This window comes from Buchnera aphidicola (Pseudoregma panicola) (assembly GCF_039376655.1).
Lineage (GTDB): Bacteria > Pseudomonadota > Gammaproteobacteria > Enterobacterales > Enterobacteriaceae > Buchnera_G > Buchnera_G aphidicola_C.
The window spans coordinates 12558-37260 of sequence record NZ_CP135000.1 but is presented as its reverse complement, the minus strand read 5'-3'; the positions used below and the strand labels follow the sequence as shown (position 1 = coordinate 37260).

19 protein-coding genes and 1 tRNA gene are annotated in these 24703 nt (G+C 21.1%); 11 read left to right on the top strand and 9 right to left on the bottom strand.

Annotated elements, in window-relative coordinates; all coding sequences use genetic code 11:
- The first annotated feature begins 12 nt into the window (after nucleotides 1-12).
- The 7 genes from rplK (at nucleotide 13) to RJT18_RS00130 (ending at nucleotide 11279) form a co-directional block, all read left to right on the top strand.
- A complete protein-coding gene (gene rplK, locus RJT18_RS00160; RefSeq protein ID WP_343154811.1) occupies nucleotides 13-441 on the top strand; it encodes a 50S ribosomal protein L11 in 429 nt (142 codons plus the stop codon).
- 4 nt (nucleotides 442-445) lie between these two features.
- The gene (rplA, locus tag RJT18_RS00155) at nucleotides 446-1135 is read left to right on the top strand and encodes a 50S ribosomal protein L1 (RefSeq protein WP_343154810.1); all 690 of its coding nucleotides are present in this window, start codon (nucleotides 446-448) and stop codon (nucleotides 1133-1135) included.
- A 205-nt stretch (nucleotides 1136-1340) separates the two neighbouring features.
- Entirely contained in the window at nucleotides 1341-1838 is a 498-nt protein-coding gene (gene rplJ / locus RJT18_RS00150) for a 50S ribosomal protein L10 (RefSeq protein WP_343154809.1), read from the top strand.
- Between the two features lie 8 nt (nucleotides 1839-1846).
- Nucleotides 1847-2215, top strand: a complete 369-nt coding sequence (gene rplL / locus RJT18_RS00145; RefSeq protein ID WP_343154808.1) for a 50S ribosomal protein L7/L12 — start codon at nucleotides 1847-1849, stop codon at nucleotides 2213-2215.
- A gap of 136 nt (nucleotides 2216-2351) precedes the next feature.
- Nucleotides 2352-6377, top strand: a complete 4026-nt coding sequence (gene rpoB, locus RJT18_RS00140; protein WP_343154807.1) for a DNA-directed RNA polymerase subunit beta — start codon at nucleotides 2352-2354, stop codon at nucleotides 6375-6377.
- Between the two features lie 60 nt (nucleotides 6378-6437).
- Entirely contained in the window at nucleotides 6438-10658 is a 4221-nt protein-coding gene (gene rpoC / locus RJT18_RS00135; RefSeq protein ID WP_343154806.1) for a DNA-directed RNA polymerase subunit beta', read from the top strand.
- A gap of 348 nt (nucleotides 10659-11006) precedes the next feature.
- The gene (locus tag RJT18_RS00130; protein WP_343154805.1) at nucleotides 11007-11279 is read left to right on the top strand and encodes an HU family DNA-binding protein; all 273 of its coding nucleotides are present in this window, start codon (nucleotides 11007-11009) and stop codon (nucleotides 11277-11279) included.
- A gap of 264 nt (nucleotides 11280-11543) precedes the next feature.
- Here the strand turns inward: RJT18_RS00130 and metE are convergent, their stop codons facing one another.
- The 3 genes from metE to ftsY all read right to left on the bottom strand — a co-directional run bounded on the left by metE (nucleotide 11544) and on the right by ftsY (nucleotide 15860).
- On the bottom strand, nucleotides 11544-13802 hold the full coding sequence (gene metE, locus RJT18_RS00125) for a 5-methyltetrahydropteroyltriglutamate--homocysteine S-methyltransferase (RefSeq protein ID WP_343154804.1): 2259 nt from the start codon (nucleotides 13800-13802) through the stop codon (nucleotides 11544-11546).
- A gap of 209 nt (nucleotides 13803-14011) precedes the next feature.
- On the bottom strand, nucleotides 14012-14869 hold the full coding sequence (gene rpoH / locus RJT18_RS00120; protein ID WP_343154803.1) for an RNA polymerase sigma factor RpoH: 858 nt from the start codon (nucleotides 14867-14869) through the stop codon (nucleotides 14012-14014).
- A 151-nt stretch (nucleotides 14870-15020) separates the two neighbouring features.
- Nucleotides 15021-15860 (bottom strand): signal recognition particle-docking protein FtsY, encoded by an 840-nt coding sequence (ftsY, locus tag RJT18_RS00115; RefSeq protein ID WP_343154802.1) that lies wholly within the window; start codon nucleotides 15858-15860, stop codon nucleotides 15021-15023.
- 403 nt (nucleotides 15861-16263) lie between these two features.
- On the opposite strand from ftsY, the gene rsmD reads away from it, so the two are divergent.
- From rsmD to dnaC, 3 genes are all read left to right on the top strand, one after another.
- Nucleotides 16264-16806 (top strand): 16S rRNA (guanine(966)-N(2))-methyltransferase RsmD, encoded by a 543-nt coding sequence (gene rsmD, locus RJT18_RS00110; RefSeq protein WP_343154801.1) that lies wholly within the window; start codon nucleotides 16264-16266, stop codon nucleotides 16804-16806.
- Nucleotides 16807-16885: 79 nt separating this feature from the next.
- Nucleotides 16886-17422 carry a DnaT-like ssDNA-binding domain-containing protein gene (locus tag RJT18_RS00105; protein ID WP_343154800.1) on the top strand — a complete coding sequence of 179 codons (537 nt, stop codon included), beginning with the start codon at nucleotides 16886-16888 and terminating at the stop codon, nucleotides 17420-17422.
- Nucleotides 17422-18150 carry a DNA replication protein DnaC gene (gene dnaC, locus RJT18_RS00100; RefSeq protein ID WP_343154799.1) on the top strand — a complete coding sequence of 243 codons (729 nt, stop codon included), beginning with the start codon at nucleotides 17422-17424 and terminating at the stop codon, nucleotides 18148-18150. The genes RJT18_RS00105 and dnaC overlap by 1 nt, the downstream gene beginning before the upstream one ends.
- A gap of 34 nt (nucleotides 18151-18184) precedes the next feature.
- Here the strand turns inward: dnaC and RJT18_RS00095 are convergent, their stop codons facing one another.
- From RJT18_RS00095 to RJT18_RS00085, 3 genes are all read right to left on the bottom strand, one after another.
- Nucleotides 18185-18754: an elongation factor P gene (locus tag RJT18_RS00095; protein WP_343154798.1), complete on the bottom strand. Its 570-nt coding sequence runs from the start codon at nucleotides 18752-18754 to the stop codon at nucleotides 18185-18187.
- A gap of 139 nt (nucleotides 18755-18893) precedes the next feature.
- A complete protein-coding gene (gene groL, locus RJT18_RS00090) occupies nucleotides 18894-20540 on the bottom strand; it encodes a chaperonin GroEL (protein ID WP_343154797.1) in 1647 nt (548 codons plus the stop codon).
- Between the two features lie 51 nt (nucleotides 20541-20591).
- A complete protein-coding gene (locus RJT18_RS00085) occupies nucleotides 20592-20882 on the bottom strand; it encodes a co-chaperone GroES (protein ID WP_343154796.1) in 291 nt (96 codons plus the stop codon).
- Nucleotides 20883-21087: 205 nt separating this feature from the next.
- Between RJT18_RS00085 and RJT18_RS00080 the strand changes: the two genes are divergently transcribed.
- Nucleotides 21088-21160 (top strand) — tRNA-Phe (locus RJT18_RS00080).
- A gap of 25 nt (nucleotides 21161-21185) precedes the next feature.
- Here the strand turns inward: RJT18_RS00080 and mnmE are convergent.
- The 3 genes from mnmE to rnpA all read right to left on the bottom strand — a co-directional run bounded on the left by mnmE (nucleotide 21186) and on the right by rnpA (nucleotide 24693).
- Nucleotides 21186-22553, bottom strand: coding sequence for a tRNA uridine-5-carboxymethylaminomethyl(34) synthesis GTPase MnmE (mnmE, locus tag RJT18_RS00075; protein ID WP_343154795.1), 1368 nt, complete (start codon nucleotides 22551-22553; stop codon nucleotides 21186-21188).
- Nucleotides 22554-22607: 54 nt separating this feature from the next.
- Nucleotides 22608-24194 (bottom strand): membrane protein insertase YidC, encoded by a 1587-nt coding sequence (yidC, locus tag RJT18_RS00070; RefSeq protein ID WP_343154794.1) that lies wholly within the window; start codon nucleotides 24192-24194, stop codon nucleotides 22608-22610.
- 136 nt (nucleotides 24195-24330) lie between these two features.
- Complete coding sequence (gene rnpA / locus RJT18_RS00065) at nucleotides 24331-24693, bottom strand: ribonuclease P protein component (RefSeq protein WP_343154793.1); 363 nt, start codon at nucleotides 24691-24693, stop codon at nucleotides 24331-24333.
- Between the last annotated feature and the right edge of the window lie 10 nt (nucleotides 24694-24703).

The following is a 24703-nucleotide window of genomic DNA, read 5'->3' as shown; positions in this document are numbered from 1 at the left end:
AGGCAAATTATTATGTCAAAAAAAATACAAAGTTATATAAAATTACAAGTATTATCAGGTATGGCAAATCCAAGTCCTCCTGTTGGTCCTGCATTAGGTCAAAAAGGAATAAATATTATGGAATTCTGTAAAAATTTCAATGAAAAAACTAAAAATTTAGAAAAAGGTATTCCTATACCAGTAATAATATCTGTTTTTTCTGATAAAACATTTACATTTATTACTAAAACACCACCTGCATCTATATTATTAAAAAGAATGGCAAAAGTAGATAAAGGATCCGGAGAAAACAAAAAAAACAAAATAGGAAAAATTACTAATAAACAAATAAAAGAAATATCAAATATAAAAATTAAAGATATGAATAGTAATAACATAAATAAAATAGCACTTTCTATAATAGGAACTGCTAAATCTATAGGTTTAATAATAGAAGATTAAAAAAATGAAAAGTAATTCTAAAAGAATGAAAAAAATATATAATATAAAAAAAAAAAAAATATATAAATTTGAAGAATGTATAAAAATATTAAAAAAATTTCCAAAGACTAATTTCGTAGAAAGTTTAGATGTTTCTATTAATCTAAATATAGATACAAAAAAACCTGAACAAAATATAAAAAATAAAGTAATTCTTCCTCACGGATTAGGTAAAAAAATCAAAGTTTTAGTATTTACACAAGGTAAAAATATAGAACTAGCAAAAAAAGCAAAAGCAGACTATATTTATCAAGAAAATATAAAAAATATTAAAAAAAAAATAAAAAATTTCAATATAGTAATATCTTCACCTGAATCTATGAAAACAGTTGGAAAATTAGGATATATATTAGGGCCTAGAGGACTTATGCCAAATATAAAATTTGGAACTATAACAAACAACATATTCGATACTATAAAAAAAATAAAAAATGGGCAAATAAAATATAAAAATGATAAAAATGGAATAATACATACTTCTATAGGAAAAGTAAATTTTACTAATAAACAGATAAAAGAAAATTTTTTTACACTTATCAAATCATTAAATAAAATAAAACCTTCCAAAATAAAAGGTGAATTTTTTAAAAAAATTTATTTATCTACTACTATGGGTGGATCTATATTAATAAATCATTATGATTTAAATATATAAAATAATTTTTTAAAAATTTATCATAAAAAATAACTCTAATATCTAATTATTATCCTAAAAATATTATATTTTTATACACTTAAAAAATAAGAAAATAAAATAATATATGTAATTAAAAAATAAAAAATAATATTATATAAAAAATTATAATTAATTTAAAAATATTTTTATAAAATATTTTAAAATCTTAGGAAATAGTATAAATATGATATTAAACATAGAAAAAAAAAAAAAATTAGTAGAAAAAATATCTAATTTTACCAAAAAAGCACAATCAGCAATTATAATTAATTTTTCTAAAATAACTGCAAATGAAATTAATTCTTTAAGAAAAAAATCTTCAAAAAAAGACATAATAATAAAAATTATAAAAAATACTTTATTAAAAATATCTATAAAAAATACAAAATTTGAATGTTTAAAAAAAAAAATAAAAGGACCTACTTTAATAGCATATTCTATAAAACATCCTGGAAGCGCTGCAAGATTATTTAAAAAATTTGAAAAAAAAAATCCTAATTTCAAATCTATAGTTGGATCATTTGAAGGTAAAATAATATCTACATTAGAATTGTCCACTATGCCTACATATAAAGAATCAATAATTAAACTAATTAATTTTTTAAAAGAAATATGCATAATAAGATTAATAAAAATAATTAATATAATAAAAAATAAAAAACAAAACAAAATTATAAATTAGGAAAAAAAATGTCAATAAGCAAAGAAAAAATAGTTAAAGAAATAGAAAAAATGTCTGTAAAAAATGTTATGGATCTAATTTCAATAATGGAAAAAAAGTTTAACATATCATCTAAAGATATATATCAAAATAAAAATGTATTACAAACAGAAAAAGAAAAAGAAAAAACAGAATTTAAAGTATTTTTGAAATCAATAGGACCTAATAAAATATCAGTTATAAAAGCAATTAGAAGTATAACTAATTTAGGATTAAAGGAATCTAAAGATATAGTGGATTCAGCTCCAACGATTATAAAAGAAAATATAAACAAAAAAGAATCAGAAGACATAAAAAATATATTAGAAAAATCAGGAGCAACAGTAGAAATAAAATAACTATATAAAAATTTTGAATAAAATAAAAAACTGGTGATTACAATAAAAAATCACCAGTATAAATATAAAATATAAAAACATTTTATATAAAACATAAAATTAATATAAAAATTATTATATCATTAAGAGGAAAATAATGATTTACTCTTATACTGAAAAAAAAAGAATTAGAAAAAACTTTAGTAAAAGACCTAAAGTACTAGAAATACCATATCTTCTATCTGTACAAATAAATTCATTTAAAAAATTTATTAAAAAAGATAAAAAAAGTATATATGGTTTAGAATCTGCATTTAAATCAGTATTTCCAATAAAAAACTATAATTTCACAGCAGAATTACAATATATTGACTATAAACTTGGAACAAATACATTTAATGTAAAAGAATGTCATACTAGAGGTTTAACTTATTCGTCTCCATTAAAAGTAAATTTAAGATTAATAATATATGAAAAAGATTCTTTAGAAAAAAAAAAAATTAAAAAAATAAAAGAACAAAAAGTATATATGGGAGACATACCATTAATGACAAAAAATGGAACTTTTATAATTAATGGAACAGAAAGAGTAGTAGTATCACAATTACATAGAAGTCCAGGAGTATTTTTCGATAGTGATAAAGGTAAAACACATTCATCAGGAAAAATATTATACAGTGCTAGAATAATACCATATAGAGGATCATGGTTAGATTTTGAATTTGATCAAAAAGATAACTTATTTGTAAGAATAGATAGAAGAAGAAAACTTCCAATAAGTATATTTTTAAAAGCTATGAATTATAATAAAGAAGAAATACTAAACATATTTTTTAAAAAAGACACTTTTGAAATTATAAAAAATAAATTTTATATGAAATTATACCCAGAAAGATTAAGAGGAGAAACTATATTTTTTAATATATTACATAATAAAAAGATATATATAAAAAAAGGTAAAAAAATTACAATAAACCATATAAAAAAATTAAAAAAAGATAAAATAAAAAAAATAAAAGTACCAATTGAATACTTAATAGGAAAAATTTCTGCTAATAATTATTTTAATAAAAATAACAATAAAAAAATAATATCAGCAAATAATGAATTTTCTATAAAAATTATAAATAAAATAATAAAATCTGAAATAAAAAAAATAGAAACAATATTCACAAATGATTTAGATCAAGGACCATATATATCAAATACTATAAAAATAGATTCTACTAATAGTAGAAATCAATCTCTTATAGAAATATATAGAATGATGAGACCTGGAGAGCCACCAGCTAAAGAAGCAGCAAAAACTTTATTTAAAAATTTATTTTTTTCAGAAGATAGATATGATTTATCTATAGTTGGAAGAATGAAATTAAATAGATCTTTATTGAGAGATTATATAAAAGGTCCTACAATTTTAGAAAAAAAAGACATTATAGATGTAATAAAAAAATTAATAGATATAAGAAATGGAAATGGTCAAATAGATGATATAGATCATTTAGGAAATAGAAGAATAAGATCAGTAGGAGAAATGGTAGAAAATCAATTTAGAGTAGGTCTTGTAAGAGTAGAAAGATCAGTAAAAGAAAGACTATCTTTAAATGATATAGATTCTTTAATGCCTCAAGACATAGTTAATGCTAAACCTATATCTGCATCTATAAAAGAATTTTTTGGTTCAAGTCAATTATCTCAATTTATGGATCAAAATAATCCTTTAGCAGAAATAACACACAAAAGAAGAATATCTGCTTTAGGTGTAGGCGGTTTAACAAGAGAAAGAGCTGGATTTGAAGTAAGAGATGTACATCCTACTCATTATGGAAGAGTTTGTCCTATAGAAACACCAGAAGGCCCAAACATAGGATTAATAAATTCCTTATCAGTATACGCAAAAATTAATAAATATGGTTTTTTAGAAACTCCGTATAGAAAAGTTATAAAAGGAACAGTAACAAATAAAATTTATTACTTATCTGCAATAGAAGAATCTCAATATATAATAGCTCAAGCTAATTCAAATATAGACAAAAAAAATGAATTTACAGAAGAACTAATAACATGCAGATACAAAGGAGAATCAGGGTTATTTAATAAACATCAAATTAATTATATGGACATATCAACTCAACAAATAGTGTCAGTTGGAGCTTCTCTAATACCATTTTTAGAACATGATGATGCAAATAGAGCTTTAATGGGAGCTAATATGCAAAGACAAGCAGTTCCTACACTTAAATCAGAAAAACCTCTAATAGGAACTGGAATGGAAAGATATGTAGCTTTAGACTCAGGAGTTACAGTAATTTCTAAAAGAAGCGGAAAAGTACAATATGTAGACGCTTTGAAAATAGTTATAAAAACAAAAGATAATAACAATAAAAATAAACTAGGAATAGACATTTATAATTTAACTAAATATTCTAGATCAAATCAAAACACATGTATTAATCAAATTCCATGTGTAAAAATTAATGAGAAAGTAATTAAAGGAGATGTATTAGCTGATGGAACTTCTACAGATCTTGGAGAATTAGCACTAGGACAAAATTTAAGAGTAGCATTCATGCCATGGAATGGATATAATTTTGAAGATTCAATATTAATATCAGAAAAAGTAGTAAAAGAAGATAGATTTACAACAATACATATACAAGAATTATCTTGTATATCTAGAGATACAAAATTGGGAGCAGAAGAAATAACTTCAGATATACCAAATGTAGGAGAAAACGCACTTTCTAAACTAGATGAATCAGGAATAGTATATATAGGAGCAGAAGTAAAAGAAAATGATATATTAGTAGGAAAAGTAACACCAAAAGGAGAAACTCAATTAACTCCAGAAGAAAAATTATTAAGAGCCATATTTGGAGAAAAAGCTTCAGACGTAAAGGATTCATCTTTAAGAGTTCCGAATGGAATAACCGGAACAGTAATAGATGTTCAAATATTTACTAGAGATGGAGTTAAAAAAGATAAAAGAACTTTAGAAATTGAAGAAATTAATATAAAAAAAATAAAAAAAAATTTTTTAGAAAAATTTAAAATTTTAAAAAAAAATATATTTAAAAAAATTTATAAAATAAATTTTTTAAAAAAATTTTCTAAATCTGAAATATTAAAAATTACAAAAACATCTTTGTTTAGAAAAAATATTAACGAAAAAGAAAAAAAAACAATAAATTTTTTTTTAAAAAAATATAAAAATCTTAAAAAAGAACTTAAAAAAAAAATATATATAACAAAAAAAAAAATACTAAAAGGTGATGATTTAGCTCCAGGAATTCTAAAAATTGTAAAAATATATTTAGCTACAAAAAGACAAATACAAGTTGGAGATAAAATGGCAGGAAGGCATGGAAACAAAGGTGTAATATCAAAAATAAATCCAGTAGAAGATATGCCATATGATAATTTTGGTAATCCAATTGATATAGTATTAAATCCATTAGGAGTTCCTTCTAGAATGAATATAGGACAAATACTAGAAACTCACCTTGGTATGGCATCTAAAGGAATAGGAAAAAATATTAAAAAAATGTTAAAAAAAAATAAAAATATAAACAAAATAAAAAAATATATACAAAAAGTATTTAATTTAGGAAAAAATATACAACAAAAAATTAATTTAAATAAATTTTCAAAACATGAAATATTAACTTTAGCAAAAAATTTTACTAAAGGATTTCCAATATCTACACCTGTTTTTGATGGAGCGAAAGAAATAGAAATAAAAGAAATGCTAAAATTAGCTAATTGCCCTACATCAGGTCAAATAACTTTATTTGATGGAAAAACTGGAGAAAAGTTTGAAAGACCTGTAACAGTAGGATATATGTACATGTTAAAGTTAAATCATTTAGTAGATGATAAAATGCATGCAAGATCTACAGGATCATATAGTTTAATAACTCAACAACCACTAGGAGGAAAAGCACAATTTGGAGGTCAAAGATTCGGAGAAATGGAAGTTTGGGCTTTAGAAGCATATGGAGCATCTAATACTTTACAAGAAATGCTTACAGTAAAATCAGATGATGTAAGTGGTAGAACTAAAATATATAAAAATATTGTAGATGGAAATTATAAAATGAATCCAGGAATGCCAGAATCTTTTAATGTATTATTAAAAGAAATAAGATCTTTAGGTATAAATATTGAATTAGAAAGTAAATAAAAATATACATAAATTTATAAAAAAAATTAATTAATATTTTTTATTAATAGAGAACATATTTTGAAAAATTTAATAAAATTTTTAAAAGGAAAAACAAAAACTATAGAATTTGATTCTATAAAAATTTCATTATCTTCACCAGACATAATAAGATCTTGGTCATTTGGAGAAGTAAAAAAACCAGAGACTATAAATTATAGAACTTTCAAACCAGAGAGAGAAGGATTATTTTGTGCTAAAATTTTTGGCCCAGTAAAAGATTATGAATGTTTATGTGGAAAATATAAGCGTTTAAAGCATAGAGGAGTAATATGTGAAAAATGTGGAGTAGAAGTAACTAATAGCAAAGTAAGAAGAGACAGAATGGGTCATATAGAATTAGCATCTCCAATAGCACATATTTGGTTTTTAAAATCTTTACCATCAAGAATAGGATTATTATTAGATATACCATTAAAAGATATAGAAAGAGTGTTATATTTCGAATCATATATAGTAATAAGTTCTGGATCAACTAACCTAAAAAAAAAACAAATATTATCTGAAGATAAATATATAAAATCAATAGAAGAATTTGGAGAAAATTTTATAGCTAAAATGGGAGCTGAAGCTATACAAACTTTATTAAAAAATATAAATTTAAAAAAATATTCTTTAAAGTTAAGAAAAAAATTTAAAAAAGTAAATTCTGATAATAAAAAAAAGAAAATTTCTAAAAGAATAAAATTAATAGATTCATTTTTACAATCTAATAATAAACCAGAATGGATGATATTTAATGTTCTTCCAGTTTTACCTCCAGATCTAAGACCTTTAGTTCCATTAGATGGAGGAAGATTTGCAACATCTGATTTAAATGATTTATATAGAAGAGTTATAAATAGAAATAATAGATTAAAAAGATTATTAGAACTTTCAGCTCCTGATATAATAGTAAGAAATGAAAAAAGAATGCTTCAAGAAGCTGTAGATGCTCTTTTAGACAATGGAAGAAGAGGAAGAGCTATAATAGGATCAAACAAAAGACCATTAAAATCATTAGCAGATATGATAAAAGGAAAACAAGGAAGATTTAGACAAAATCTATTAGGTAAAAGAGTAGACTATTCTGGAAGATCAGTTATAACTGTTGGTCCATATTTAAAACTTAGTCAATGTGGATTGCCTAAAAAAATGGCACTAGAACTTTTCAAACCATTTATATATGGAAAATTAGAATCAAAAGGATTAGCTAATACAATAAAATCAGCAAAAAAAATGGTAGAAAAAGAAGATTCTATAGTATGGGATATATTAGATAAAGTTATAAAAAAACATCCAATTTTATTAAATAGAGCTCCTACTTTACATAGATTAGGAATACAAGCATTTCAACCTATTTTAATAGAAGGAAAAGCAATTCAATTACATCCATTAGTTTGTGCAGCATATAATGCAGACTTTGATGGAGATCAAATGGCTGTACATATTCCTTTAACTACTAAAGCTCAAAAAGAAGCATCATCTTTAATGATGTCAACAAAAAATATTTTATCTCCAGCAAATGGAGAACCAATAATAGTTCCTTCTCAGGATGTAGTACTAGGATTATATTATATGACTAGAGAAAAAATAAATTTAAAAGGAGAAGGAACTATATTAACAGGATCTAATGAAGCTGAAAGAATGTATTATTCTAATATGATATCATTACATACTATAGTAAAAGTTAGAATAATAGAATACAAAAAAATTAAAAAAAAACTTTTTCAAAAAAAAATGAAAATAGTTAAAACAACAATAGGAAGATCAATTTTATGGAATATAGTCCCAAAGGGATTACCTTTTTCTTTAATAAATAAAGTATTAGAAAAAAAATCTATTTCTGAAATGTTAAATACATGTTATAGAATATTAGGACTAAAAAAAACTGTAACATTTGCAGATCAAATAATGTATACAGGTTTTCATTATGCTGCTAAATCAGGAGCATCTGTAGGAATAGACGACATGATAATTCCTAAAGAAAAATATGATATAATATTAGATGCAGAAAATGAAGTATCAGAAATACAAGAACAATTTCATTCTGGATTAGTAACAGCAGGAGAAAGATATAACAAAGTTATAGATATATGGTCTAATGCAAATGAAAAAGTATCTAAAGCTATGATGAAAAATCTTTCTACAGAAAAAGTATTAAATAAAAAAGGAAATATTGAAAAACAAACTTCATTTAATAGTATTTTTATAATGGCTGATTCAGGAGCTAGAGGTTCAGCTGCACAAATAAGACAACTAGCTGGAATGAGAGGACTAATGGCAAAACCAGATGGATCTATAATAGAAACTCCAATAATAGCAAATTTTAGAGAAGGTCTAAATGTATTGCAATATTTTATATCAACACATGGAGCTAGAAAAGGTCTAGCAGATACTGCTCTTAAAACTGCAAATTCTGGATATTTAACTAGAAGATTAGTAGATGTAGCTCAAGATTTAGTAATAACACAAAACGATTGTAATACTAATGAAGGAATGTTAATTTTTATAACAGTAGAAAATGGAGAGATAAAAGAATCTCTAAGAGATAAAGTATTAGGAAGAGTAACTTCTAAAAATATAAAAATACCTGAAACAAAAAAAATATTAATAAAAAAAAATACATTATTAAACGAAAAACTATGTAAAAAATTAGAAAAATATTCCATAAATGAAATAATGGTTAGAACAGTAGTAAAATGTGAAACTGAATTTGGAGTATGCGCAAAATGTTATGGTAGAGATCTATCAAGAGGAAAACTAGTAAATAAAGGAGAAGCAGTCGGAGTAATAGCAGCTCAATCTATAGGAGAACCTGGAACACAATTAACAATGAGAACCTTTCATATAGGAGGAGCTGCTTCTAGACTAGCTGCAGAATCTGCTGTACAAGTAAAAAATACAGGAATTATAAATTTAAACAATGCTAAAACTGTAACAAAAAAAAATGGTAAAATAATAATTGTTTCTAGAAATTCTGAATTAAGAATAATTGACAAACATGGAAGAATAAAAGAAACACATAAAATTCCATATGGTTCTATGTTAAAAAAAAATAATAAGAAAAATGTGTTTTCTGGAGAGATAGTAGCTCAATGGGATCCTCATTCTATACCTATAATATCTGAATCAAATGGATATATAAAATTTTCAGAAATGATAGAAAGCCAAAGTATAATAAGACAAACAGATGAATTAACAGGTTTATCTTCTATAGTAGTATTAGAAACTTCTGAAAGAACTAATTTAGGAAAAGATTTAAGACCATCTATACGAATAGTAGATGAATATGGAAAAAATGTATATATATCAAACTCTGAAAATAGTTCTAAATATTTTTTACCAGGTAAAGCAGTAGTTCAATTCGAAAATAATTCCAAAATATCAGCAGGAGACATAATAGCTAAAATACCACAAGAATCTAGTGTAACAAAAGATATCACAGGAGGATTACCAAGAGTAGCTGATTTATTTGAAGCAAGAAAATCAAAAGAATTAGCTATTTTAGCAGAAATTAGTGGAATAATATCATTTGGAAAAGAAACAAAAGGAAAAAGAAGATTAATAATTACTCCTAATAACAAAAAAGAAAATATACATGAAGAAATGATACCAAAATGGAGACAACTAAATATATTTGAAGGAGAATATATAGAAAAAGGAGATATAATTTCTGAAGGTGTAGAATCTCCACACGATATATTAAGATTAAGAGGAGTTATATCTGTTACTAAATATATAATAAATGAAGTACAAGAAGTATATAAATTACAAGGAGTAAAAATAAATGATAAACATATAGAAGTTATAATAAGGCAAATGTTAAGAAAAGCTACTATATTAAATCCAGGAGATTCTAAATTTTTACATGAAGAACAAGTAGAATACTCAAAAGTAATTCTAGAAAATAAAATTTTAAATAAAAAAAATAAAAAAATAGCAACTTTTAATAGAGATTTACTTGGAATAACAAAAGCTTCTTTAGCTACTGAATCTTTTATTTCAGCTGCATCTTTTCAAGAAACTACTAGAGTACTAACTGAATCATCAATTGCAGGAAAAAAAGATGAGCTTAGAGGATTAAAAGAAAATGTAATAGTAGGAAGATTAATACCAGCTGGAACCGGTTATACTTATCATAAAAAACGATCTAAAATTATAAAAGATAAAAAAAATAAAGTTGAAAAAACTAAAAAAAATATAACTACAGTTGAAGAAGCTTCAGCAAATTTATCAGAAATGTTAAATTCAAATTTATAATATTATTAAATATTTTAAAATATAAAATATATGTTTTTAATTATAATTATTTTATTAAAATAATATTTTAAAAATATAATAAAATTTTATTTAATAAAATGTATAAAAAATTATTAAATATAATTAATATTAATTAAACAAAATTACATTAAAAAGTAATATTTTTATAACCATTTATATGTTTATAATGGTTACAATAAAAATTATTATTAAAATAAAAGATAAAAACTTTATAATAAAATAAAAAATTTTATTTTTTATATAAAATATAAATTTATTTTTTTTAAAAAAAATATAGTATTTAATTTTAATAAAACTAAACAAAAAATATATGATAAAGGAAAATTAATGAATAAAGCTGAATTAATAAATGCTATTGCAGAAAAAACTTCTTTAACTAAATCTCAAACAAAAAATACATTAGAAACTACATTAAAAATAATAACTAAATCTTTAAAAAAAGGTAAAACTGTTCAAATAGTTGGATTTGGAACTTTTAAAGTAAATAAAAGATCAGAAAGAATAGGAAGAAACCCTCAAACAGGAGAAGAAATAAAAATAGCTGCAACAAAAGTTCCAGCATTTGTATCCGGAAAAGCATTAAAAAATGCAGTTAGATAAATAATTTTTTATAAAAAATTATATATAAATAAATAAAAAATAAAAAATTTATTTAAATAAATTTATAAAATTTTAAAATTAAAATAAAAATAAAACAAAATTATTATTAATATTACACATTTTTAATATGAAAATAAATATATTATATTTAATATAAATAATAAATTTATTTATAATAAAACTATTAAAACTGAAAATTTTAAAATACTTCAGTTTTAATAGTGACAAATAAAAATATTTAAAAAATATAAAAATTATATAAATTTAAATTTCATTTCTTAATTCTTTAGTAGCTTTTACCATGTTATTTAAAGATTTTTTTACTTCTTTCCAGTTTCTTGTTTTCAATCCACAATCTGGATTTATCCATAAATTATTAATATCAAATGTTTTTATATATTTTCTAATAATTATTTTTATATTATTAACATCAGGAATATTTTTTGTGTGAATGTCATATACACCCGGTCCTATCGCATTAGGATACTTTATTTTTTTTAAACAATTTAATAATTTTAACTGTGATCTAGAAGATTCTATAGTAATTACGTCTGCATCTAATTCTATAATAGAATTTATTATATTATTAAAATCAGAATAACACATATGTGTATGAATTTGAGTTTTATCTTTTACTGATGATGAACTTATTTTAAAAGCTTCTATAGACCAAGACAAATATCTTTTTACAAATTTTTTTCTTAATGGAAGACCTTCTCTAAAAGCAGGTTCATCAATTTGAATAATTTTTATTCCTGCATTTTCTAAGTCCATAACTTCTTTTCTTAAACACATTGCAATTTGCTTAGAAACAATACTTTTAGATATATCTTCTCTACAAAATGACCATAGTAATATTGTTACTGGTCCGGTCAACATTCCTTTTACTAATTTATTAGTTTTAGACTGAGCATATTTTGTCCATTTTAAAGTTATAGGTTTTTTTCTATATACATCATTAACTATTATAGGAGGTTTTACACATCTTGAACCATAACTTTGAACCCATCCAAACTCTGTAAATATGAATCCTTCTAAATGTTGAGCAAAATATTCTACCATATCATTTCTTTCAGGCTCTCCATGTACTAAAACATCTAAATCTAACTTTTCTTGAATATAAATTACATTTTTAATATATTTTTTAATTTCTAAATTATATTTTTTTAAATCTATTTTTTTATTTTTAAATTGTAATCTAACATTTCTTAATTTTTTGGTTTGAGGGAAAGATCCTATAGTAGTAGTTGGTAAAATAGGTATTTTTAAACTTTTTTTTTGTTTTTTTCTCCTAATTTTATAAGAACTTTTTCTGCAAAAATCATTTTTTTTAATATAATAAAAATGTTTATTTAAATTATTTTTTTGTGAATTATCTAATAAATTATCGTCTAAAATTTCTTTATTAGATTCTTTTAAAGATTTTGTTAATAAAGATAATTCTTTACATTTTTGTATAGCAAAAGAAAATTTTTTTTTTAAAGAATTTTTAATATTTTTTTCTAGTGATAAATCTAATGGAACATGAATTAAAGAACAAGAAGTACTTATAAAATATTTTCTTTTTAATTTTTTTATAAAATATATATCTTCATATATTTTTTTTAAATTAGATTTCCATATATTTCTTCCATTTATAACACCCAAAGATATAAGAATATCTTTAGAAATATTTTTCATTATATTATTAATATCATTTTTTGAATTAATATAATCTATATGAATTCCATCTACAGGAATATTTTTTATAGTATCTATATTATGATATATATTACCAAAATATGTAGTTAATAAAATTTTTAAATTTTTATTATATAAATAATTATATGAATATATAAAAGATTCTAACCATTTTTTAGAAATATCTAAAGTTAATATAGGTTCATCTATTTGCACCCAATCAATATTTCTCTTCTCAAATTCAAACAAAATATTCTTATATATTGGTAAAATTTTATCTAATAGTTCTAATTTACTAAACTTTTCTTTATCTACTACTTTACCAAGCCATAAATAACTTACAGGACCTAATAAAATTGGTTTAATTTTATTAAATTTTAAAGTTATAGCTTCATCTAATTCTTCTAATATTTGTTTCCAAATAAATTTAAAAGATGTATTTTTACTAAATTCTGGAACTATATAATGATAATTTGTATTAAACCATTTTGTCATTTCAGAAGCATGTGATAAATTTCCTTTATAAGAAAAACCTCTAGCAATTCCGAATAAAGTATCTATATTAATTATTTTATTTTTATTTAGATTTATATGTCTTTTAGGTATATTTCCTAACATCATACTATTACTTAAAACATGATCATACCAAGCAAAATCGCCAACACAAACAAAATCCAAACCAGAAGATTTTTGAATTTTTAAATTTTTTTTTCTTATTTTTTTACCTATATTAATTAAATCATTTATTCCTATTTCATTGTTCCAATATTTTTCTTGAGAAAATTTTAATTCTCTTTTAGATCCTATTCTTGGAAAACCTAATATATGACTAAAAATATTCATTAAACAAATTCTCTTATATAAATAAAATATATTTTATACAAATTTTAAAATTTAGTTTTAAAATATTCAAATATATAAAATAATTTTATAAATAATATAAAAAACAAAAAAAATATAAATAATTATAACATTTTTGAACATATCTTACATAATATGTTAAAAATAAAATATAAATATAAAAAAATAACTTTTTTAAAAAAAATGTAATATTAATTTTTCATTTTAAATCTCATTTTTTTTATAGCAATTTTTTCTATTTGCCTTATTCTTTCAGCTGAAATTCCATAATAATCTGCTAAATTTTGTAAAGTCTTTTTTTTATTTCTATATAACCATCTAGATATTATTATATATTTACTTCTATTGTCTAAACTATATAATGCTCTATATAATTTAATAATATTATGTTTGTGAAATTGATCTTTTTCAAAAATACTAGCAAAATTAGAATTATTATCTTTCAGATGTGATGTTAAAAATTTAGAATTTGTATTTTTAGTATTTTTTAAAGAAGAAAAATTAAATGTTAAATCCTTAGCGGACATTCTTTTCTCCATTTCCTTAACATCTCTATATGTAACACCTAATTCTTTCGCTACAATTTTTATTTCATCTTCGTTAAACCAACCAAATCTTTTTTTATTTTTTCTTAAATTAAAAAATAACTTTCTTTGAGATTTAGTAGTTGCAATTTTTACTATTCTCCAATTTTTTAAAACATATTCATGTATTTCTGATTTTATCCAATGAACAGCAAAAGATATTAATCTAACACCTATTTCTGGATTAAATTTGTTAACAGCTTTCATTAATCCTATATTCCCTTCTTGAATTAAATCAGATTGCAACAAACCATATCCTAAATAATTTTTTGAAATATGTACAACAAATCTTAAATTAGATAATATTAAAGTTTTAGCAGAATTTAAATCTCTATTATAATATAATAAATTTGATAAATATTTTTCTCTATTCTTATTTATTACAGGAAAAGAAAATACTACTTTTATATAAGAACTTAAACTTCCTATAGAGCTTAAAGAAATAGAATCAATATTCTTTGTCATTTAATTACCTAAATTATAAATATTTTATTTTTAATAAAATTTTCTAAATATATAAACTATATAAAATAAAATACTATTAACCATTTTTTTAATATTAATTAATAAATATAAAAAATTTTTAATTTTATGAATTTTATTATAAAATAGTTATTTATTCTAATATAGATTTTACAAAACTTTTATATTCAAATTCATGCAAATCTTCTTTTTTTTCTCCGGTACAAATATATCTAATAGGAATATTTAATTCATTTGATACATTAAAAATCATTCCACCTTTCGCTGAACCATCTAATTTAGTAAAAATTGTTCCAGTTATGTTTATAGCTTCATTAAATATTTTTAACTGATTTATCACATTATGTCCACTAGAAGAATCTATTACTAAAATTGTTTCATCTGGATAATTAATATCTATTTTTTTTGTAACTTTCACAATTTTTTTTAATTCACATATAAAATTTTTATTATTATGAAGTCTTCCAGAAGTATCTGCTATTAATACTTCTATTTTTTTTTTTTTTGCAGATTGTATTGCATCAAAAATTACTGATGCAGAATCCGCTTTATAATGTTGAGAAACAACAGGAACAAATATTTTTTTAGAAATTATATTAAGTTGATCTATAGCTGCAGCTCTAAAAGTATCTCCTGCTGCTATCATAACTGATTTTCCTTCATTTTTATATTTCCATGCTAATTTTCCTACAGTAGTAGTTTTACCAACTCCATTTACTCCTACTACCAAAATTAAGAAAGGATACTTTTTTTTAATTATTAATTCATTATCTTTTGATTTTTCTAATATTTTTAATAATTCTTTCTCTAACATATATATAATTTTTTTTTTATCTAAAATTTTTTTTTTATTAACTTTATAAATTAAATTAGAAATTATATTTTTTGAAGTATTAAATCCAATATCACAAGACAATAAGTTTTCTTCCAGTTTTTTAAAAAATTTTTTATCTATATTATTTTTAAAAAACATGTTTTTAATTTTTAAACTAATATTTCTTCTAGTATTATATAATTTTTGTTTTAATATTTTAAAAACATTATTAGATTCTTTTTTTTTTACATCTTTATCTTTTAAAAAAAATGTTTTATTATTTTTATTAAATTTACTTCTTACAATGTTATCATTATTTTTTATTTTTTTATTATTAATATCCTCAACATCTATTTTTTTATTTTTTTTTTTTTTTTAAATTTGTTTAATATCCAAGAAAAAAAGTTACTATTTTTACTCTTTGACATATCTTATTCTCATTTCTATAATATAAAATTAAATAATTTTATTATATACAATATAAAAAATATAATTATAATATTTTATTATTATAAAAAAAATATAAATTAAATACAATAATAATAATATTTTATATAAATTTATGAAAATAATATCTGGAAAATTAAAATCTAGAAAAATTAATATAAAAAAAAATAATATAATTAGACCTACAACATGTTTAATGAGAAAAATTATATTTGAATGGTTATCAAAATATATAAATAAATCAAAATGTTTAGATTGTTTTTCAGGAAGTGGAATATTAAGTATAGAAGCAATATCAAGAAATGCAAAACATGTAACTTGTATAGAAAAAAATTTTTATATATATAAAAATATATTAAATAATATAAAAATTTTATCTATAAAAAATGCAAAAATAATTAACATTAATATATTGAATTGGTTAAAAAAACAAGGAAAACCATACGATATAATATTTCTAGATCCTCCATTTTATAATAAAATAATAGATAAAGTTATATATTTTTTAAAAAAAAATAATTGGACAAAAAAAAATACTTTTATATATTTAGAAAAGCAAATAAAACATAAAATAAAAATACCTAAAAATTGGATAAGTTTTAAAAAAAAAAATATAGGACAAACTATTGGTATATTATATTTAGTTAATAAAAAATAAATTTTTTAAATATATTTATAAAATAATAATTATAAAAAATTTTTTATATTTAATTTGAAAATATAGGATAAATATTATTATGAACATAAAAAAATTAAATACACTAAATATTACTATAGAAAATTTTTTAAAAAACCCTCTAAAGTTCTTAGAAAAATCAAAAAAAAAAATAATATTAATATCAAAAAATAATAATTCTATGGTATATATATTCAATAAAAAAAAAATAACAAAAATTTTTAACAAAATAAAAAAATATAAAAAAAAAAATTGTAAAAATAATTTTAATAAAATAATGTCTATAGAAAAATTTAATTTAAAAAATAAAATTGAAAAAAAATTTTCTATGCATGATAATTGGAAACCAGGAAAAAATTTTATAAAAAAAGCATCAATATGGGGAATAAAAATAATTAAAAATGTTTCTAAAAGTGAATTAAAATCATTTATAGATTATTGGAAAGCAGAAGGTAGATTCTTACATAATATTCAATGGCAACAAAAATTAGCATATAGTTTACAAGTAACAAGATCTATAAAATCCAAAAAATATATTCATAATAATAAAATATGTAAAAAAAATAATTTTATTCCAGATGGTTTTAGAGACAAATAATGAAAAATAATACTATTAATTTTTTAAAAAGATTAAAAAAAATAATTCCTAAACATATAAAACCAAAGTTTAAAAATGACAAAGATTTGTTATCTTGGAATCAAGAACAAGGAATAATTTCTTCAAAATCTATTTTAAAAAAAAATAAAATTATGAAAATAAAAAAAACTTTTAAAAAGTCTGGAATAAAAAAATTATATGTAAAATGTTCATTTAAAAATTATAAAATAGAACATAAAGGACATCAAAGAGTTCTAAATGCAGCAAAAAAATATGCAAAAAATTTTAATAATTGTATGTCTAGTTTTATTTTTTCAGGTAATCCTGGAACAGGAAAAAATCATCTTGCATCAGCTATAGGTAATTATCTTATATTAAAAGGAAAAAGTGTTTTAATAGTTACAGTAGCAGATTTAATGTCTAATATGAAAGGCACGTTTAATGGTTCAAGTAATATAACAGAAGAAAATTTATTAAACAAATTAAGCAATGTAGATTTATTAATGATAGATGAAATAGGAATGCAAACAGAATCTAGATATGAGAAAGTTGTTATAAATCAAATAGTAGATAGAAGATCTTCATCAAAAAGATCTACAGGAATGTTATCTAATTTAAATCATGAAGGAATGAAAATATTATTAGGAGAAAGAGTAATAGATAGGATGAGAATAGGAAATAGTTTATGGTTAAATTTTGAATGGAATAGTTATAGAAAATATATATAAAATTCGTTATAAAAACAATAAAATAAAAATATTTTTATTTATTGTTCTTTCTAGAAATATATTTATAAGATCTAGTATCTATTTTTATTATATCATTAATTTTTATAAAAGATGGAACCAAAATTTTTAGTCTAGTTTTTAATATAGCTACTTTAGTATTATAATTTGATTTATTTTCAGAAAATTGATCAAAACCAATTACTTTTAAACTAATAATTTTTTTTGTAACTACAGATATTAATTTATTATTCCAAAATAAACCAGAATATTTTTTTCCAGGAATAATAAAACTCAAAACATTTTTTAAAAATTTTTTTTCTATTGAAATTTCATTATAATTTTTTAAATTAATAAAATAAAAAATTTCTTCAGATCTATACAAAAAAGAAATCTTAACATTTTCTATATCTGCAATTTTTAAATTTTCATTAGATCTAAAAGTTTTTTCTATTAATTTATTATTTATTAGATTTCTCATTTTTATTCTAACAAAAGTTTGACCTTTTCCTGGCTTGACAAACTCACTGTTTTCAATATTAAAAGGAATATTATTGAAAACTACTTTTAAACCATTTTTAAAATTATTACTATTACAAAATATCATAAAATTTAATACACTCTTTAAAAAAATTAAAAAAAAATATTTTTTTATATAAACTTATCCTTAGAAAATTATTTCTAAGGATAAGAAAATATTAAAATACAATAAATTTTTTATAATAAAAAAAATCTAAAATATAAAATTACATCATTCCACCCATTCCACCCATTCCATTATTTGGTTGAGAATGACCTAAATCAGATTTTTCTTCTTTAGGTAAATCAGTTACCATACATTCTGTAGTTATCATTAGACCCGCAACTGAAGCAGCATATTGTAATGCAGATCTAGTAACTTTAGTAGGATCTAATATACCAAATTTTATCATGTTTCCATATTTATGAGTTGCTGCATTATATCCATAATTTTCTTTTCCATCTTTAACATTGTTAGTTACAACAGAAGGTTCTTCTCCTGAATTAGATACTATTTGACGCAAAGGAGCTTCCATTGCACGAACTGCAACTCGTATTCCAACATTTTGATCTTCATTATCACTTAACATCTTAGAAATTTTTTGAGCAACACGAACTAAAGCAACTCCACCGCCTGGAACAACTCCTTCTTCTACTGCTGCTCTAGTTGCATGTAAAGCATCTTCAACTCTAGCTTTTTTTTCTTTCATTTCAACTTCAGTTGCTGCTCCTACTTTCAATACTGCTACGCCTCCTGATAACTTAGCTAATCTTTCATTCAATTTTTCTTTATCATAATCTGAAGTAGAATCTTTTATTTCTTTTCTTATTTGATTCACTCTATTTTTTATATCTTTTTTATTACCTAAACCACCTATTATAGTAGTATTATCTTTAGTAATAACTACTCTTTTAGCTTGTCCTAAATCTTCTATAGAAGTTTTTTCTAAATCCATAGCTAATTCTTCAGAAACAACTGACCCATTAGTTAAAATAGAAATATCTTGCAACATAGATTTTCTTCTATCTCCAAAACCTGGAGCTTTTACTGCTGCAATTTTTACTATTCCTCTCATAGAATTTACAACTAAAGTAGCTAAAGCTTCTCCTTCTAAATCTTCTGATATAATTAATAATGGTTTTCCAGACTTAGCTATAGATTCTAATATAGATAACAACTCTCTAATATTAGAAATTTTTTTATCTACCATTAATATATAAGGATTTTCTAATTCTACTATTCCTGATTCAGGTTTATTTATAAAATAGGGAGACAAATATCCTCTGTCAAACTGCATTCCCTTTACAACTTCTAATTCATTTTGTAAACCTGTACCTTCTTCAACGGTTATAACTCCATCATTACCAACTTTTTCCATTGCTTCGGAAATTAAAGAACCTACTTTTTCATCAGCATTAGCTGATATTGTACCAACTTGAGTAATAGCTTTAGAATTAGAGCAAGGAACAGATAATTTTCTTAATTCATTAACAGCATTTATAACCGCTTTATCTATACCTCTTTTTAGATCCATGGGATTCATTCCTGAAGCAACAGCTTTCAATCCTTCATTAACTATTGCTTGAGCTAATAAAGTAGCTGTAGTAGTACCATCACCAGCTGCATCATTAGCTTTTGATGCTACTTCTTTTACCATTTGAGCACCCATATTTTCAAATTTATCTTCTAACTCTATTTCTCTTGCTACAGAAACACCATCTTTAGTTATACTTGGAGCACCAAAAGATTTATCTAAAACTACATTTCTTCCCTTTGGTCCTAATGTAACTTTAACAGCATCTGCTAATATATTTACACCATTTAACATTTTTATTCTAGCTTCATTACCAAATTTTACATCTTTAGCTGCCATATATAAATTTTCCTTTAAACAATTTTATTAAAAAATAATTATATTTATAATTTATTCTATTATAGCTAATATATCACTTTCGTTTAAAATCAAAACTTCTTTATTATCAATCTTTTCTGTTTTTGCTCCATATCCTTCATTAAAAATTACTATATCTCCTATTTTAACATCTAATGGTTTTATTTTTCCATTATCTAAAATACGACCCTTGCCAACAGATAATACTGTTCCTCTTGAAGATTTACCCGCAGCAGAACCTGTTAATACTATACCTCCAGAAGATTTAGATTCCTTTTTTTTTCTTTCAACTATAACACGATCATGTAATGGACGAATTTTCATTTTACTAACACCTTATTACAAATAAAATATTATTTTAAAATTTTATCAATATTTTTACTTCTTAAATTTATATATATGTATTATATCATGTACTTTCAAGTAAAAATTTATATTTTACAAATATATTTTTTTTAATATAATTTTATAAAAAACTAAAAAATAAGTTGACTTTTAGAATTTTATTGCAAATAATTAAATTTAAGTTGCCCGAATAGCTCAGTCGGTAGAGCAGTGGACTGAAAATCCCCGTGTCGGTGGTTCGATTCCGCCTTCGGGCATAAAAAATTTTTTATTATATAAACATTATTTACCAAAACAAAAATTAGAAAATATAGATTTTAATAAATCATTTGTATAAAATTTTCCTACTATACAATCTAAAAACTTTTTAGATTTTATTAAATCTTCAGACAAAATTTCTAAATTATGAAATTTATTGAAAGTTTTTTTAGAACGTTTAAGTCCATATAGTGATTTTTTAATTAAATCTAAATGTCTATTTCTATATAAAAAAATATTTTCAGAAAAATTTTTAAATAATAATTTTTCTTTAATAAAATTTAATAACAAATTTATTCCAATATTCTTTTTAGCAGACAAAGTAATATAAGCAATTTTTTTAAAAATTTTTATATTAGGAGAAACGTTATTTATATCACATTTATTAAAAATTACAATATAATATATATTATTTAATTCTAAATATTTTATTATACTTTTGTTAAAAACATTTTTTTCTAACTTTTTTTTACTATTATAATCAGTGACTAACAATACACAATTAGATTCTTTTATTTCTTTCCAAGCTTTTAAAATTCCTATTTTTTCTATTTTATCATTAGAATTTTTTATTCCAGCGGTATCAGAAATTCTAAAACTAATTCCATTAAAAGAAAAATTTTCTGTTAAAACATCTCTCGTTGTACCACTAAATTCTGTAACTATTGATCTATCAGTAGACAATATAGAATTAAAAAGACTAGATTTTCCTGAATTAGGAACTCCAGATATAACTATCTTTATTCCTTCTTTAAAAACAATATTTTTTTCTATTTTTTTTATAGAATTTTTAAAGTCATATATTAGATTATCTATTTTTTTTAAAAATAATTTATTTGTAAAAATATTATATTCTTCTTCAGAATTTAAAATAATTTCAATATTTGTTATTATCTTAATCATCTTATCAGACAATTTTTTTATATAAGAAGAATATTTTCCTTTAATAGAATTCAAAGAAGAAAATAGCATTTTCTCAGAATTCGAATTTATTAAATCATCTATACCTTCTGCTTGTAATAAATCTATTTTATTATTAAAAAAAGCTCTTTGAGAAAACTCTCCATTATTTGCAATTCTAACATCTTTTATGGACAAAATATTTTTTAATAATATATCAATTAAAATAGGACTTCCATGACACTGAAATTCTAAAACATCTTCACCGGTAAAAGAATTAGGTTTCTTATATCGTATTACTATCCCTTTATCTATTATTCTTTTATCTAAAATAGAGAAAAAATCTAAATAGTTTGCATATCTAGATTTAGGAATTTTTTTAAGAATTTTTTTACATATTTCTTTAACCTTTTCACCTGAAATTCTTAATATAGAAACTCCTGATATACCATTAGGAGTAGCTAATGCTACTATAGTGTCTTTAATATACATATAATTAAAAATTTTTCCAAAAAAAATATATTTTTATTTATAAAAAAAATATATTTATATTTTAAATTTATTATAAACTATTTTTTGTTGTATTATTGTTAATATATTACTAACTATATAATATAAAACCAATCCAGAAGGAAACCATAAAAAAAATATAGTAAAAAATAAAGGCATAATATTAATTATTTTTTTATGCAACCCTTCATTAATATCACTATCCTGAGAATATTGCTGTAAAAAAAATGTAGTAATTCCCATAAATATAGGTAATATAAAAAATGGATCTTTATCAGATAAATCATTTATCCATAATATAAATGGAGAATGTCTTAATTCTACAGATTCTATAATTACATAATATAAAGACAAAAATATCGGCATTTGTATTATTAAAGGTAAAAAACTACCTATTGGATTAATATTATTTTTTCTATATAAATTTATTATTTCTTTATTTAATATATTTTTATTATCTTTATATTTTTCTTTTATAATATTTATTTCACTTTGAATTTCTTTCATTTTTGCAATTTGATAATATTGAATTTTAGAAATCGGATACATAATTAATTTTATTATACAAGTTATAGCGATTATAGATATTCCCCAATTTTTTAAAAAACTGTGTAAATAACATAATAACTCAAACAATGGTTGAGATAAAAACCATAAAAATCCATAATCTATTGTAAAATACAAACTATCTGATACTTCCAACATTTCTTTTTTAATTTTAGGTCCTAACCATAACTTAGAAAAAAAATCTTTTTTTTCATAAGAATTTATTTTAAATTTTTCAGTTATATAACCTATAGAAACGTCTCTAAAGTTAATTTTATCAATAAACATTTTATTTTTTAAAGAATTATCAGGTATCCAAGCAGATACAAAATATGGTTGAACCATAGCTATCCATTTATTTTGGTTAGAATAATCAGAAATATAATTTTTTTCTTTTATATCATAAAAATTAACTTTACTATATTTTTCTTTATTACTAGAATAAGCAGCTCCTCTAAAAGTTTTCATTCCAAAAATATAATTTTTATTTTCTTTTTCAATATTTATAGTTTGATTTAAATTACCATACATAGAAATATCTAATTTTTTTCTAGAATTATTAATTATTTCATATTTTATTTTAATAAAATGTTTTCCTCTTTCAAAAGAAAAAGTTTTTATATATGATATGCCATCATTAGATTTCCACTTCATATTAACTAATAAATTATTATTATTTTCAGTAAGTTCAAACAAATTTTTTTTATTATACTTTTTATCATAATAAAAATTATGTTTTTCTAAACCTAATATTCCTATATTAGCTTGATATAAAAAATCATTTTTTGATTTTAATAAACATAATGGATCAGATTCATTAATATTTTTTTTATATTTTAATAAATTTGCTTCAACTATATTACCTGTATTTTTATCTATTAATATTTTAAAAGTATCAGTTTTAACCATAACTATATTTTTAGTATCAAAAGTATTAGAACTTTTTTCTAAATTTATATTACTATATTTTTCTATATGAAAGTAATCATGAAAAAAATTTATATTATTAAATTTGTATACAAAAAATCCTAATATAAATAAAAAAAATAATATAAATATATTCTTAATCCAATACATTTTTATTCTCTCTTTTTAATATTTTTCTAAAATATTTATATATTATTAAAAAAAATAAATATAGTTTTAATAAATTTATATAAACTTTTAATAAATTTATAAAAATGTTAATATAATATATTATTTTAATAAATGTTTATAATATTTGATCATAATTAAAATATCTTTCCCACAAATTTTGTAAAGATACAAATAAATAAAAATTTTTTACTTTAGAAATATTATTTTTTACCATAACAATAAAATCCATATAAAATAATTTTTTTATATTTTTCCTAAAACTTTCTCTTATTATTCTTTTTACAATATTTCTTTTATAAGAAAATTTTATAATTTTAGTAGATATTCTTATTCCAAGTCTAGGATGTTTACAATAATTTTCTCTACTAAAAATTAAAAATTTTTTGTTAAAAACCTTATGAGATTTTTTGAAAACAAAACAAAATTGATAATTTTTAAATAATCTATATTTTTTTTTAAAAAAAAATTTTTTTTTCATTTTTATAAAT

Excerpts from the sequence above, each read along its gene's own strand:
- rplK (WP_343154811.1), top strand. The coding sequence starts at position 13 with ATGTCAAAAAAAATACAAAGTTATATAAAATTACAAGTATTATCAGGT.
- rplA (WP_343154810.1), top strand. The coding sequence starts at position 446 with ATGAAAAGTAATTCTAAAAGAATGAAAAAAATATATAATATAAAAAAA.
- rplJ (WP_343154809.1), top strand. The coding sequence starts at position 1,341 with ATGATATTAAACATAGAAAAAAAAAAAAAATTAGTAGAAAAAATATCT.
- rplL (WP_343154808.1), top strand. The coding sequence starts at position 1,847 with ATGTCAATAAGCAAAGAAAAAATAGTTAAAGAAATAGAAAAAATGTCT.
- rpoB (WP_343154807.1), top strand. The coding sequence starts at position 2,352 with ATGATTTACTCTTATACTGAAAAAAAAAGAATTAGAAAAAACTTTAGT.
- RJT18_RS00130 (WP_343154805.1), top strand. The coding sequence starts at position 11,007 with ATGAATAAAGCTGAATTAATAAATGCTATTGCAGAAAAAACTTCTTTA.
- metE (WP_343154804.1), bottom strand. The coding sequence starts at position 13,802 with ATGAATATTTTTAGTCATATATTAGGTTTTCCAAGAATAGGATCTAAA.
- rpoH (WP_343154803.1), bottom strand. The coding sequence starts at position 14,869 with ATGACAAAGAATATTGATTCTATTTCTTTAAGCTCTATAGGAAGTTTA.
- ftsY (WP_343154802.1), bottom strand. The coding sequence starts at position 15,860 with ATGTTTTTTAAAAATAATATAGATAAAAAATTTTTTAAAAAACTGGAA.
- rsmD (WP_343154801.1), top strand. The coding sequence starts at position 16,264 with ATGAAAATAATATCTGGAAAATTAAAATCTAGAAAAATTAATATAAAA.
- RJT18_RS00105 (WP_343154800.1), top strand. The coding sequence starts at position 16,886 with ATGAACATAAAAAAATTAAATACACTAAATATTACTATAGAAAATTTT.
- dnaC (WP_343154799.1), top strand. The coding sequence starts at position 17,422 with ATGAAAAATAATACTATTAATTTTTTAAAAAGATTAAAAAAAATAATT.
- RJT18_RS00095 (WP_343154798.1), bottom strand. The coding sequence starts at position 18,754 with ATGATATTTTGTAATAGTAATAATTTTAAAAATGGTTTAAAAGTAGTT.
- groL (WP_343154797.1), bottom strand. The coding sequence starts at position 20,540 with ATGGCAGCTAAAGATGTAAAATTTGGTAATGAAGCTAGAATAAAAATG.
- RJT18_RS00085 (WP_343154796.1), bottom strand. The coding sequence starts at position 20,882 with ATGAAAATTCGTCCATTACATGATCGTGTTATAGTTGAAAGAAAAAAA.
- mnmE (WP_343154795.1), bottom strand. The coding sequence starts at position 22,553 with ATGTATATTAAAGACACTATAGTAGCATTAGCTACTCCTAATGGTATA.
- yidC (WP_343154794.1), bottom strand. The coding sequence starts at position 24,194 with ATGTATTGGATTAAGAATATATTTATATTATTTTTTTTATTTATATTA.
- rnpA (WP_343154793.1), bottom strand. The coding sequence starts at position 24,693 with ATGAAAAAAAAATTTTTTTTTAAAAAAAAATATAGATTATTTAAAAAT.